The sequence below is a fragment of the Solimonas soli DSM 21787 genome, from assembly GCF_000474945.1.
GTDB lineage: Bacteria > Pseudomonadota > Gammaproteobacteria > Nevskiales > Nevskiaceae > Solimonas > Solimonas soli.
Map to the genome: position 1 here is coordinate 46,438 of NZ_AXDW01000016.1, position 13,291 is coordinate 59,728.

Sequence of the window (13,291 nt, forward strand, 5' to 3'; positions counted from 1 at the left end):
GCGCGCTCGTGGTCACGGCCTCAGGGCGCGCCGGCGGGCGCGGCCGGCGCATCCGCCGCCGACGGCGGCGCGCCGCCGCCGTCCTGGCGCCGGCCGCGATGCTGCGGCGCCTGCGTGCCATCCGCCGTCGGCGCACCGGCCGCCGGCGTCGCGTTCGGAGCACCGTCCGCCGGCGTCGCGCCGGTGGCGCCGTCCTGCGCCGGACGGCGGCGCGGGCCCTGCCACGAGCCCTGGTGCCGGCCGCTGCTCCGGTTGCCGGCCGGCGCGCCGTCCGGCGGCGGACCGCCCTGCCACGGGCCCGGGCCCGGACCGCGGCGCTTGCGCTGCGCGCGTTCCGGATGCGCTTCGAGATCGGCCTTCTTGGCCGCCGCGGTCGCCGCCGCCGCTTCGGCGGGCAGCTGCACGCTGGCGCCGTCCTTGAGGCGATCGGCGCCTTCGGTGACGACCGTCTCGCCGAGCTGCAGGCCCTTGACGATCTGCACCTTGTCGGCGGTCTGCGCGCCGCGCGTCACGCTGCGCACGCTGACCGTCTTGTCGTCGTTGAGCACGTAGACGAAATCGCCCTGCGTGCCGTTGCGCACCGCCGCCAGCGGCACCGCCGGCGTCTTGCCGATCACGTACAGCTGCAGGCGCAGATTGACGAACTGGTTGGGGAACAGGGCGCCGTCGGCATTGGCGAAGCGTGCCTTGCCGCCGACCGTGCCGGTGCTCGTGTCGACCTGGTTGTCGAGCGTCAGGAACTGGCCGCTGCCCAGCGTCCTGGTGCGCGTGCGGTCGAGCGCCGTCGCCGGCAGCGGCGCGGCGGCGGCGTGCTGCTGGATTTCGGCGACGCTGTCCTGCGGCACGGCGAACTTCACGTCGATCGGTTCGACCTGGGTGATGACGGCGATGCCGGTGCTGTCGCCGGCGGCGATGTAGTTGCCGACGTCGGCCAGGCGCAGGCCGATGCGGCCGGCGACCGGCGCGGTGATGCGTGCGTACTCGACGTCGAGCTGCGCGCTGCCGACCGCGGCGCGATCGGCCGCGACCGTGCCTTCGAGCTGCTTGACGGTCGCCGCCTGCGTGTCGACCTCCTGCCGGGCGATCGAGTCCTGCGTCTGCAGCGTGCGGTAGCGCTCGAGCTGCAGCCGGGCATTGGCGAGCTGCGCCTCGTCGCGCTGCAGGTTGCCCTGCGCCTCGAGCAGGGCGTTCCGGAACGGCCGCGGATCGATCTGCGCCAGCAGATCGCCCTTCTTCACCGTCTGGCCTTCCTTGAAATGGATCGCCACGATGGTGCCGGACACCAGCGGCCGCACCGTCACCGTCGCCAGCGGCGTCACCGTGCCGAGCGCCTCGAGCGTGACCGGGATGTCGATCGCCTCGACCTGCGCGACGCCGACCGTGCTGGTCATGCCGCGCATGCCGCGCCCGCCCGCTGCCATCGCGCCGGCGCCGGCGGTCTGCGCGTTGCGCTGGATCAGCCACCAGGCGAGCGCGACGATCGCCAGCAGCAGCAGCACGGCGAGCGCGCCGCCGATGAGCTTGCTTCGGGTGCCGACGGGTCGCCGCGCCGGGGCGGACGGGCGGGAAGGTTGAATGTCCATCGCGTTCCTTGTGGACTGGAGCCGGGCCCGGTGGCGGGCCATGACGCGGCGATCATAGCGAAGGCCCGCCGCGAATCCGTGCGCTTTTACCTTCCGATACAAACGCTGCGGCATCGCGACCGACGCCGCCCGCCGCCATGGCGGCCGGCCTGCCACGGCGGCCGGGCTGCCGTAAACTAGCGGCATCGATGGTCCGCCTGCGGCGGGCCGCATTTCCTCAGGATCGACAACGCCTCACATGGCCGGCAGCAAACAGCGTCTCTACCGCATCAGCTTCATGAACCAGGGCCAGAAGTACGAGCTCTACGCCCGCGAAGTCAGCCACGGCGCCATGCTCGGCTTCGTCGAAGTCGGCAAGCTGGTGTTCGGCGAGAAGAGCAAGCTGCTCGTCGATCCCGGCGAGGAAAAACTCAAGGCCGAGTTCGAAGGCGTCGAGCGCTTCTACGTGCCGGTGCACGCCGTCGTGCGCATCGACGAGGTCAGCAAGGCCGGCCCGGTGCGCATCACCGAAGGCGGCGACGGCGGCGGCTCCAAGGTCACGCCGCTGCCGTTCTACACGTTTGGCGGCGACGGCAAGAAGTGAGCGTGGCGGTTAAATGCCTCGCCGCTGCCGGATGCCTCGCATGATCCGTTTCGCGATGCTGGGTTCCGGCAGCAAGGGAAACGCCACCCTCATCGAGCACGGCGGCACGCGCCTGCTCGTCGACTGCGGCTTCAATCTGAAGGAGACCGAGGCGCGCCTGCTGCGGCTCGGCGTCGAGCCGGCCTCGCTGTCCGGCATTCTCGTCACGCACGAGCACAGCGACCATCTGAGCGGCGTCGGCCGCCTGGCGCGCCGGCATCGCGTGCCCGTCTACATGACCTACGGCACGCATCGCGTCTGGCAGGATGCCGAGGTGCCGGCGCTGATCCGCTTCTCGCCGCATCAGCGCTTCGAAATCGGCGGGCTGGCGATCGAGCCGTACCCGGTGCCGCACGACGCCGCGGAGCCCTGCCAGTACGTGATCGCCGCCGGCGACGGCGCGGCGCGGCGGCGCATCGGCATCCTCTCCGACGCCGGCCACATCTCCGCGCACATGCGCGCCGTGCTCGCCGGCTGCGACGCGCTGATGCTGGAGTGCAACCACGATCCGGAACTGCTGCGCCTCGGCCCGTATCCGCCGAGCTTGAAGCTGCGCGTCGGCGGCGATCGCGGCCACCTGTCGAATGGCCAGGCGGCGGCGCTGCTGTCCGGCTACGAGACGGCGCGCTTGCAGCACCTGGTGCTCATGCACCTGTCGGAGACCAACAATCGTCCGCCGCTCGCGCTCGATGCGATACGCGGCGCGCTCGACGGCGATCTCGCCGGACTGCGCTGCGCCGATCAGGCGATGGGCCTGGAGTGGGCCGAGGTGGTCTAGTCGTTGGCGAGTGAACGCGGTTCAACGGCCGAGATCGCTATGTTGGATCGGACGATTGACTCAATCGGGGGCCTCTGCCGTCGGGCCGAGTGCCTGGTCGGGCGGCGACACGCCAGGCAGCTGCAACGCCATTGCGCGCAAAGACCGCGACGGATGTGAAAGCCTTGTTTGCCACTCGGATGTCCGCTGTGCAGATGTGCGCGGCGATAAAGGTGGCAGTCTCGCTGGGGTCCTACCCAGTAATCACGGACGGTTTGGAAAGAGCTGAAAACTTCTGCCTGCCTGGCGACTCTACGCCGCAGCCTCGGGCTATGGAATCGTTCGATGTAGTCGAACAGATCGGGCCTGGCGATGTCGAGCGTCGCGTATCGAGTCAGATTGACGCGCTCACGCTTGGGCACAGATGACAGGCGCGGTTGGCTCAGCCAGAAAGCCGAGAACATACAACGGGGTGTGCGATCACCGCCCGCAATCCATTGTTTTTTGCGGAAAATCGGGCACAATCTTGCTGAAAAAGCATGCCCACGGCGTCCGCCGGCATTGGGCCCCAGGGGACGGTTCAGCAGAAACTATGGCATCCGGTGATATTGCCCATGGAGGCACAGAACTGATGGGCGCAAGTCCATTCAGGGGCAGGCCAGCTCAGAGCGTGGCCTACATGACCAAACATGGGCGGATGTTCCATGGGCTGTCGGACGAGCTACTCGCCAGTGACGTGATGGCTCGGTTTGAAGGGAAGGTTAATCTGGTTTTTACCTCCCCACCGTTTCCTCTGAACACGAAGAAGAAGTATGGCAACGAAACCGGCGATGAATTCGTACGGTGGCTTGCCGCCTTTGGCCCTCTTCTGAAAAAAATGCTGGCGCCGGACGGCTCCATCGTCATGGAAATGGGAAATTCGTGGGTTCCCGGCGCGCCGGTCATGTCCACCCTCGCCCTCAAATCTCTACTGGCGTTCCAAGAAGAGAATGAGCTTCACCTTTGCCAAGAATTCATCTGGAACAATCCAGCCAGGCTACCGTCGCCCGCACAGTGGGTGAACGTGGAGCGAGTGCGAGTGAAGGATAGCTTCACCCGCCTATGGTGGATGTCGGCCGTAGAGAAACCCAAAGCGAACAACAAGAAGATTTTGCAAGAGTACAGTCCAGCAATGAAGGACTTGCTCAAGCGTGGGACCTACAATGCGGGGTCGCGGCCGTCCGAGCATCGGATTGGAGAAAAATCCTTCCTGACCGATCACGGCGGCGCAATTCCATCAAACGTCCTGACCATCTCGAACACGTACAACAACGACCCTTATCAGGTTTACTGCCGAGAGCAGGAAATTCAGCCACATCCGGCGAGGATGCCGATCGAGCTTGCGAAATTCTTTATCAAATTTTTGACCGACCCAGGTGATCTGGTGCTGGACCCCTTTGGGGGAAGTAACACCACTGGCGCCGCTGCGGAAGATTTAGGCCGCTACTGGATCAGCATCGAAGCGCAAGAGGACTACATTGCGGGGTCCAAGGGCAGATTTAACGGTCACCTTTTAGAGAGTGACTGATTGGTTTTTGGGGCGCGAACAGGGGATTTTCATGACAGAGATTCATGAAGCTGAGCTGTCCATCGGTCCGAAGGCTCTCGACGCATACAGTCGACTTAGCTACACCATGTGGTTCGCTTTGGCTGAATTTGTTGATAACTCCACGCAGTCCCGCCTCAATCACGGGAAATACATTGATGAAGTGCTTGAACAGGAAGGGGCCCCGCTCACTGTCAAGATACTTCACGATCGGCTGAACAAAACCATCACCATTGAGGACAATTCAATTGGGATGACGAAGGCCGACCTAATTGCCGCACTTCGTATTGCGCACCCTACGCCCGACAGCAAAGGCCGCTCTAAGTACGGCATGGGCATGAAGACTGCCGCCTGCTGGATTGGCCGCCGCTGGCAGGTCATCACCTGCGAATGGGGGAGCGGCGAAGAGTGGACTGCAGACATCGACGTTGATGGCATTGCTAATAACGGCGCAAAGGTCCCATTGACCTTAAAAAAGGTCGATACTTCCTTGCATTACACCAAGATCATCATCAGTGATCTTCGCCGCGTCATTCAAAAGCGAAGCGAAGAAACCATCATGACCTATCTTGGGTCGATGTATATGTTTGACCTCCGGAAGAATTCGGACGGCAAGGTCGGCATGAAATTGGTCTACAACGAAACTGAGGTTGCTCCGCCCGATGAATCTGATTGGGACACTGATCCCTCTGGGGCACCCATGCGCCGCGACCTTCCGGAGAAGATCATCGATGGCAAGAAGGTCAGTGGATGGATCGGCGTTCTACGGAAGGGCGGAAGGAAATTCGGTGGCTTCTCTCTGTTCCAGAACGAAAGGCAAATCCAAGGCTTTCCGAATGCGTGGAAGCCACGGAGCATTTTTGGAGGCGTCGATGAGGAAGGCGGCAACAACCTAGTTGCCCAGCGACTCACTGGCGTTCTGCTGCTCGATGGCTTTGTTGTCTCACATACCAAGGACGCAGTTCTATTCCAAGGAGACGAGGAGGACGAACTTGAGCGGTTCCTGATTGAGGAAACCAAAGACTATCGCGACTACGCACAGAAAAGGCGTAGCGGAAGAACACAGGTCTGGTCCAAGGAGAAGGTTCGAGACCTGGTTGAAAGCATGCGCAGTGAGTTCACCAGCACCGAACTTAAGGATGCGCTCAATACGGCTGCTTTACCCCCACCTGCTACCGTTCTTGCGAACAATCAGCAGATGGTAAAGACCCTCTCTTCTGAGGACGTAATCGCCCAACTCGACATTCTTGATGACCTGCGGGTGATCGTCTCACTCAAAGAAACGAGCGAATGGGAGCCTCACCTGACAATTGTGGCAGGAGCCGAGGCGGGAGTGCTTCATGTTATCGTGAATGGACTACACCCTTACTACCAGTCCTTAGAGTCCAACGACGCCATCGAAGAATGCGTCCATCAATACATCTACGATGCGGTTGCCGAGTATCGGACCAGCAAAATACACAGCCCAGTTAACCCCGACAGCGTGCGTCGCCTTAAAAATGATTTGCTCCGGGCCAGGAGCATCAGAATCGAGAATGCCGCAGCAGCCGAACGAAAGAAAGCTGAGGCCGATTTGTTCGCGAAGCCCCAGGGCGATGGCAATGCGTAGGAGAAGGAATAGGTGCCAAAACTTTCTCCAAGAGGATGGCAAACCGCAGCTCTAGCTAAATGGCAGGAGGCTGGGCATAGAGGCATCGTCAGCGTAGTGACCGGCGGTGGAAAAACCGTCTTCGCTCTCTCGTGCATCGACAAGCTCAAGCCGCATTCAACCCTGATTGTTGTACCCACTGCGGCATTGCTCGACCAATGGTGGGCCGAAGCAGCCGCCTACTTTGACTTGAAGCTTGATGAAGTGAATGTCATCACCGGTTCAAAGCGAATGCAGCCGGGCACCATCAATATTGCCGTGCTGAACACTGCGGCAGATTTGCCCGAGAGGAGCCGAGATCAGAAGTGCTTTCTCATTGTGGACGAGTGCCACAAGGCTGCATCGGAGCATTTCAAGGCAGTTCTGGAACTGGACACATACGCGACCTTGGGGTTGTCAGCTACCCCTGAACGGCAGTATGACCAAGGGCTAGCCAATGTGCTGATCCCCGCTCTTGGCGATGTCATCTTCAAGTATGACTATGCAGACGCGCTAAGGGACAAGGTGATTGTCCCCTTCACTTTGCACAACATCATTTTTGAGCTGGAGGAGGATCGGCAGAAGGAATACGACAAGCTCACCCGAGCAATTGCAAGGTCGATTCAGTCTGCTGGGGCGGAGGCCGAGGAAACAGTTGCCTTGTTTTTGAAGCGCGCCCGCATACTGAATCTGAGCCTCAACAGAGTGAAATTGGCACTCAGGCTCATTGCTGCAAACAAGGGCAAGCGCACACTGGTATTCCACGAGGATATCGAGGCCTGCAACCTCATTCAGCAGGTCCTCTCAGAAAATGGCGTGCGTAGCGGCGTCTATCATTCGAAGCTCCCGATAAAGGCGCGTGCCCAGATTCTTACTCAATACCGGACCGGCACCATTGATGTGCTCGTGACATGCAGAGCCCTGGATGAAGGCTTCAATGTCCCCGAAACTGAGATGGGCATTATCGCCGCAAGCACAGCAACCCGGCGCCAGCGCATTCAGCGGCTCGGAAGAGTGGTGAGACCCGCTGCTGGAAAATCATCTGCAGACATCTATACGTTGGTGGCGACGGCACCCGAAATCGGCCGACTCAAAGAGGAAGAAGAAGCACTAGAAGGCGTCGCGAATGTTACGTGGAGCACCGCATGAAGACATTCATTGCCGGTGCATGTCATCCAGATAGCATTTTTCAGGCGGTTGATTCATCTGAGTTCTTGGAAATCAACTTTGAGGCCGAGGTTGTAAAGGCTCTATGTTGCATCTTTAGGGACTATCACTGTGGTGTATTCAAGGGAAGCTTCAGGCTTGATGGAGACTGTCGTTCCGCCGACTTGGCCTTGATTCACAAGACCCTATCGCATTGGTTCGTTGTCGAGGTTGAGCTAGCCAGCCACTCCCTTGAAGGTCATGTTCTCCCGCAAGTTAGGTGTTTCCGATTTGGGGACGCCGAGCCCGCATGCGTCACAAGTCTCTGCACGGCCTTTCCTGGTCTTACGAGAGACGAGGCTGAGCGCATTCTGCTGTATGTTCCGCGCTATGTGGCTGTTGCAGTCGATCGTTTCGTTCCGGAATGGAAAGCCGCCTTCAAGGGCTTGGATGTCCACCTGCTCACCGTCCAGGTTTTCCAAGGCACCGATGGGAAAATTGCCCACCATGTAGATGGTCGGTTGGAAGTGGCTAAGGAAAGCTTGGGCTTTGGCACTTATTCAGCCATCGACAAATCTTTGGTCATGCCTCGGAACTGCGGCCTTCCCCTCGGGCAAATTCAGATTCAAGACCCGTTCGGAACTGTGGCCCTATGGACCGTCAGAGAGAGCGGCGCTGCCGTATGGATTACAAAGAACATTGGCGATCCGGCATTGCCGCACGGAGATTTTGTCCAAGTCATCCGCACTATCGAAGGACGCATCACCCTTCGGTTATCTCGGTGATATAAGCGCGCAGTATCCGGTTATGCGGCCATTTCCAGCCGGCCCCATGAAGGGGGTGTAGCAGGAAGATGACTTTCCGCACCGTTGGGATGCCGTTGTATTTCCCCAAGCGCTTCTGAGATTCACCGAGGAACCTCACTGACTCCTCTGGCGATAGAATTTTTGAAAGATCTTCGCTGAATCGATCCAGTTGGAAGTAGAGTTTTTCTCATCAGGATCTCTACGTGAAGAAGTCGAAGTTTTTCGAAGAACAGATCAGAGCGAGCGGTACCGGAATGTGGCTGCTTCGGCGTCGTGTATGGGGCGGCCGATTGTCGTGCATCGGGCCTGCGCCGCGCCGATCAGGCGCTAGGGCTGGGATGGGCGGAAGTGGTTTGAGCCAGCCCTTTGATCGTGGCCATGGGGGTGCCTCTATAACAAGCGTGTTTTGTACGAGCGCCGCATCGGCGCAATCAGCTGTCCTTGCCGCTGAGCGCTTCACGCAGATCGGCGAAGCGGCGGAGCAGCCGCGGGGCCGGCGTCAGTGTCGCCAAGCCGTCGGCGCCATAGCCGTAGTCGACGCCGACGAAGGCCATGCCGGCGGTGGCTGCCGCTTCGGCGTCATGCAGACCGTCGCCGATCATCACGGCGTCGGCCGCCGCCACGCCGAGCGCCGCGAGCGCCGCCTGTAGCGGCAGTGGGTCCGGCTTGCGCGCAGCGGTCGAATCGCCGCCGATCACCGCACTGAACAGCGGCGCCAGGCCCAGCGCTTCGAGGATCGCGACGCTGATCGCCTCCGGCTTGTTGGTGCAGACGGCAAGCCGCCGGCCTTCGGCATGGAACGCCGCCAGCGTTTCCGGCACGCCGGGATAGGGCCGCGTATGGATGGCCGGGGCGGCGAGGTAGTCGGCCATGAAGCTGTTGCAGGCGGTGTCCAGCGTCGCCTTGTCCGGGGCGGCGCCGGCTGCCGTCAGGCCGCGCCGGACCAGTGCGCGCACGCCGTCGCCGACGAAGCGGCGGACCTGTTCGCGGCCCAGCGGTGCAAGGCCGCGGCCGGCGAGCAGGCGGTTCAGGCAGGCGTGCAGATCGCCGAGGCTGTCGACCAGCGTGCCGTCGAGATCGAACAGCAGCGCGCGCGGTGGCCGCGGAATGCGCCGGACCGTCGGCCCCGATCCGGGGCGACCGCGGGTTTTTGCTGCAGAAGCGCGGTCCTCAAACATGCGAAAATGATAGCCCGCCAGCCGCCCGTTCCCGTAATGTCCCTGACGATCCTTCCCGGTGCCGATTCGCTGTCGGCCTTCCGTGCCGAACGCCTGCTCGCCAAGCTGAAGGTTCACGCGCCGGGGCTGCGCGCCCTGCGCAGCCGCGATTTCTACCTGGTCGAACAGGCGCCCTCCGCGGCGCCGGTCGGCGAGGCCGAGCTGCGTCGCCTGTTGGGGCCGGGGCCGGCCACCTTCGAGGCCGCGGATCTGCTGCTGTTCGTGGTGCCGCGCGTCGGCACCCTGTCGCCGTGGTCGAGCAAGGCGACCGACATCGCCAAGGTCTGCGGCCTCGCCGGCGTCGCCCGCATCGAGCAGGGCCGCGCCTTCTTCCTCGACGGCGTATCAGCGCTGCCGGCCGCCGCGCTCGACGCGCTGCACGATCCGATGACCGAATCGGTGCTGCGCGACGAAGCCGCGCTGCGCCACGTCTTCGACGGCCAGCCGCGCCGCGCGCTGCGCACCGTCGACGTGCTGGCCGGTGGCCGCGCGGCGCTGCTCGCCGCCAACCGCGACTGGGGCCTGGCGCTGTCCGAGGACGAGATCGATTACCTCGCCGCCTATTACAGCGGTGCCGGCAAGAATCCGACCGACGCCGAGCTGATGATGTTCGCGCAGGTCAACAGCGAACACTGCCGCCACAAGATCTTCAACGCCGAGTTCACGGTCGACGGCGAGACGCAGCCGCACTCGCTGTTCCAGATGATCAAGATGAGCTACGCCGCCGCGCCGGACGGCGTGCTGTCGGCGTACAAGGACAATGCCTCGGTGATCGAAGGTCCTACGGCGATGCGCTGGTTCGCCGAGCCGGATCACGTCTACCGCGCGCACGACGAGCCGGTGCACATCCTGATGAAGGTGGAGACGCACAACCACCCGACCGGCATCTCGCCGCATCCGGGCGCCGCCACCGGCGCCGGCGGCGAGATCCGCGACGAGGCGGCGACCGGCCTCGGCGGCAAGCCGAAAGCCGGTCTCGCCGGTTTCTCGGTCGCCAACCTGCGCATTCCGGGTTTCGTGCAGCCCTGGGAAGCGGACCTCTCGCGTCCGCCACGCATGGCCAGCGCGCTGCAGATCATGCTCGACGGTCCGATCGGCGCCGCCGCCTACAACAACGAATTCGGCCGCCCGAATCTCAACGGCTATTTCCGCACCTACGAGATGCTGGTGACGCCGGACGGCCGCGAACAGGGTTCTGATTGCACCCGCAATCGCGGCTATCACAAGCCGATCATGATCGCCGGCGGCTACGGCAACATCCGCGCCGGGCACGTGCAGAAGCGCGAAGTGATCGAGGGCGCGAAGCTGATCGTGCTCGGCGGCCCGGCGATGCTGATCGGCCTTGGCGGCGGCGCCGCCTCGTCGATGGCGACCGGCGCCTCGAGCGCCGAACTCGACTTCGCCTCGGTGCAGCGCGCCAACCCGGAACTCGAACGCCGCTGTCAGGAAGTCGTCGACGCCTGCTGGGCGCTCGGCGAAGACAATCCGATTCTCTCGATTCATGACGTCGGTGCCGGCGGCATTTCCAACGCCCTGCCGGAGCTGGTGCATGCCGACGATCGCGGCGGCCGCTTCCAGCTGCGCGAGGTGCAGGCCGCCGACCCGGCGCTGTCGCCGATGGAAATCTGGTGCAACGAATCGCAGGAGCGCTACGTCATCGCCATCAAGGCCTCCGACGTCGCGCGCTTCGGAGCGATCTGCGCGCGCGAGCGCGCGCCGTTCGCCGTGGTCGGCACGGCGACCGCCGAGCAGCGGCTGCTGGTCGAGGATGCCGTGCTCGGCCGGCCCACCGTCGACATGCCGATGCCGGTGCTGCTCGGCAAGCCGCCGCGCATGAAGCGCGCGAGCCGGCGCGCGAAGACCACCTTCCCTCCGCTCGACACGGCGACGATCGATCTCGCCGAGGCGGCGCGCCGCGTGCTGCAGCTGCCGGCCGTGGCGAGCAAGCAGTTCCTCATCACGATCGGCGACCGCACGGTCGGCGGTCTCACCGTGCGCGACCAGATGGTCGGCCCCTGGCAGGTGCCGGTCGCCGACTGCGCCGTCACCGCGACCGGTTTCGAGTCGACGACGGGCGAGGCGATGGCGATGGGCGAACGCACGCCGCTGGCGCTGCTCGACGCGCCGGCCTCGGGCCGCATGGCGGTCGCCGAAGCGGTGCTCAACATTGCCGCCGCGCGCATCGAGAAACTGTCCGACATCCGCCTGTCGGCGAACTGGATGGCGGCCTGCGGCCAGTTCGACGAGGACGCGCGCCTGTTCGACACGGTGAAGGCGGTCGGCGCCGAGCTGTGCCCGGCGCTCGGCATCGCGATTCCGGTCGGCAAAGACTCGCTGTCGATGAAGTCGGTGTGGCAGGACGACCAGGGCGAAGCGCAGGCGCAGACCGCGCCGCTGTCACTGATCGTCTCGGCGTTCGCGCCGGTCGTCGACGTGCGCGCGTCGCTGACGCCGCAGCTGAAGACCGACGCCGGCGAGACGCGCCTGGTGCTCGTCGATCTCGGCGCCGGCAGGAACCGCCTCGGCGGCTCGGCGCTGGCGCAGGTTTACAACGCGGTCGGCGACGTCGCGCCGGATCTCGACGACGCGCAGCGGCTGCGCGCCGCCTTCGAGCAGATCCAGCGGCTCAATGCCGACGGCAGGCTGCTCGCCTATCACGATCGCAGCGACGGCGGCCTGCTGGCGACGCTCGCCGAAATGGCCTTCGCCGGTCACTGCGGCCTCGAGGTCGCGCTCGATCAGCTCGGCGACGACGCGGTCGCCGCGCTGTTCAACGAGGAACTCGGCTGCGTCGTGCAGGTCCGTCAGGCCGACGTGGTGGCGACGATCGCCGCACTCAATGATGCCGGCCTCGCGGCGATCGACATCGGCACACCGACGACCGGTGATCGCATCGCCTTCACGCAGGCCAATCAGGTCGTGCTCGAAGCCTCGCGCACCGCGTGGCATCGCCTGTGGGCCGAGACCAGCCATCGCATGGCGGCGCTGCGCGACAACCCCGACTGCGCGCAGGAGGAATTCGCCGCGCTCGCCGACGCCGACGACCCGGGCCTGCACGTGCGGCTGACCTTCGCGCCGGAAGTGGCGGCGCCGCATCTCGCGCGCCGGCCGAAGGTGGCGATCCTGCGCGAGCAGGGCGTCAACGGCCAGTACGAGATGGCATACGCCTTCCATGCCGCCGGCTTCGAAGCGGTCGACGTGCACATGAGCGACATTCTCGAAGGCCGCGTCAGGCTCGCCGACTTCGCCGGCCTCGCGGCCTGCGGCGGCTTCTCCTACGGCGATGTGCTCGGCGCCGGCCAGGGCTGGGCCAAGACCATCCTCTTCAACGAGCGCGGCCGTCGCGAGTTCGCCGACTTCCTCGCCAGCCCGGAACGCTTCGCGCTCGGCGTCTGCAACGGCTGCCAGATGTTCGCCGCGCTCAAGGACATCGTGCCGGGCGCCGAGCACTGGCCGGCGTTCCGCCGCAACCGCAGCGAGCAGTTCGAAGCGCGCTGGTCGCTGGTCGAGCTGCTCGAATCGAAGTCGATCTTCTTCACCGGCATGGCCGGCAGCCGCCTGCCGATCGCCGTCGCGCACGGCGAGGGCCGCGCCGAATTCGGCAGCGCCACGCAGCTGTCGGCGCTGCAGATCGCCGGCCAGACGGCGATGCGCTACGTGACGACGCGCGGCGAGATCGCCACCAGCTATCCGGCGAATCCGAACGGCTCGCCGGAAGGCCTGGCCTCGGTGTGCAACGCCGACGGCCGCGTGACGATCCTCATGCCGCACCCGGAACGCACGATCGCCGGCACCTCGGGTTCGTGGTGGCCGAGGAACTGGGCCGCCGACGGCGCCCAGGGCAAGACGCCGTGGTTCCAGCTGTTCGTCAACGCGCGCAAGTTCACGAAATAGCAAAGGCTGCGGCTGTACGGGAAGCCCGGCCCGCGGCCGGGCTTTTTCGTGGCG

At 64.1% G+C, this 13,291-nt stretch carries 9 protein-coding genes and 1 pseudogene; 7 read left to right on the forward strand and 3 right to left on the reverse strand.

Annotated features, from left to right (window positions below):
- Nucleotides 1-20: 20 nt before the first annotated feature.
- The gene (locus tag K344_RS20960; protein WP_084197200.1) at nt 21-1,583 is read right to left on the reverse strand and encodes an MdtA/MuxA family multidrug efflux RND transporter periplasmic adaptor subunit; all 1,563 of its coding nucleotides are present in this window, start codon (nt 1,581-1,583) and stop codon (nt 21-23) included.
- A gap of 238 nt (nt 1,584-1,821) precedes the next feature.
- On the opposite strand from K344_RS20960, the gene K344_RS0109075 reads away from it, so the two are divergent.
- Both K344_RS0109075 and K344_RS0109080 read left to right on the forward strand, forming a co-directional pair.
- Nucleotides 1,822-2,166 carry a DUF1820 family protein gene (locus tag K344_RS0109075; RefSeq protein ID WP_028080402.1) on the forward strand — a complete coding sequence of 115 codons (345 nt, stop codon included), beginning with the start codon at nt 1,822-1,824 and terminating at the stop codon, nt 2,164-2,166.
- 40 nt (nt 2,167-2,206) lie between these two features.
- Complete coding sequence (locus K344_RS0109080; RefSeq protein WP_245586166.1) at nt 2,207-2,983, forward strand: MBL fold metallo-hydrolase; 777 nt, start codon at nt 2,207-2,209, stop codon at nt 2,981-2,983.
- 232 nt (nt 2,984-3,215) lie between these two features.
- Here the strand turns inward: K344_RS0109080 and K344_RS23995 are convergent.
- Nucleotides 3,216-3,378: pseudogene (locus K344_RS23995) on the reverse strand (IS3 family transposase); the annotation flags it as partial.
- A 263-nt stretch (nt 3,379-3,641) separates the two neighbouring features.
- Between K344_RS23995 and K344_RS0109085 the strand changes: the two are divergent.
- From K344_RS0109085 to K344_RS24000, 4 genes are read left to right on the forward strand one after another with little or no spacing between them, the layout of a single operon-like run.
- Nucleotides 3,642-4,529 carry a DNA-methyltransferase gene (locus K344_RS0109085; RefSeq protein ID WP_043114193.1) on the forward strand — a complete coding sequence of 296 codons (888 nt, stop codon included), beginning with the start codon at nt 3,642-3,644 and terminating at the stop codon, nt 4,527-4,529.
- Between the two features lie 31 nt (nt 4,530-4,560).
- Entirely contained in the window at nt 4,561-6,156 is a 1,596-nt protein-coding gene (locus K344_RS0109090; protein WP_157622852.1) for an ATP-binding protein, read from the forward strand.
- Nucleotides 6,157-6,168: 12 nt separating this feature from the next.
- The gene (locus K344_RS0109095; RefSeq protein ID WP_084197202.1) at nt 6,169-7,323 is read left to right on the forward strand and encodes a DEAD/DEAH box helicase; all 1,155 of its coding nucleotides are present in this window, start codon (nt 6,169-6,171) and stop codon (nt 7,321-7,323) included.
- Nucleotides 7,320-8,105, forward strand: coding sequence for a hypothetical protein (locus K344_RS24000; protein ID WP_157622853.1), 786 nt, complete (start codon nt 7,320-7,322; stop codon nt 8,103-8,105). Before K344_RS0109095 ends, K344_RS24000 begins: the two co-directional genes overlap by 4 nt.
- 452 nt (nt 8,106-8,557) lie before the next feature.
- Here the strand turns inward: K344_RS24000 and gph are convergent, their stop codons facing one another.
- Nucleotides 8,558-9,304 (reverse strand): phosphoglycolate phosphatase, encoded by a 747-nt coding sequence (gene gph / locus K344_RS0109100; protein WP_051362064.1) that lies wholly within the window; start codon nt 9,302-9,304, stop codon nt 8,558-8,560.
- 42 nt (nt 9,305-9,346) lie between these two features.
- Here gph and purL point away from each other — a divergent pair, with 42 nt between their 5' ends.
- Nucleotides 9,347-13,237, forward strand: a complete 3,891-nt coding sequence (gene purL, locus K344_RS0109105) for a phosphoribosylformylglycinamidine synthase (protein ID WP_028080408.1) — start codon at nt 9,347-9,349, stop codon at nt 13,235-13,237.
- Nucleotides 13,238-13,291: the final 54 nt, after the last annotated feature.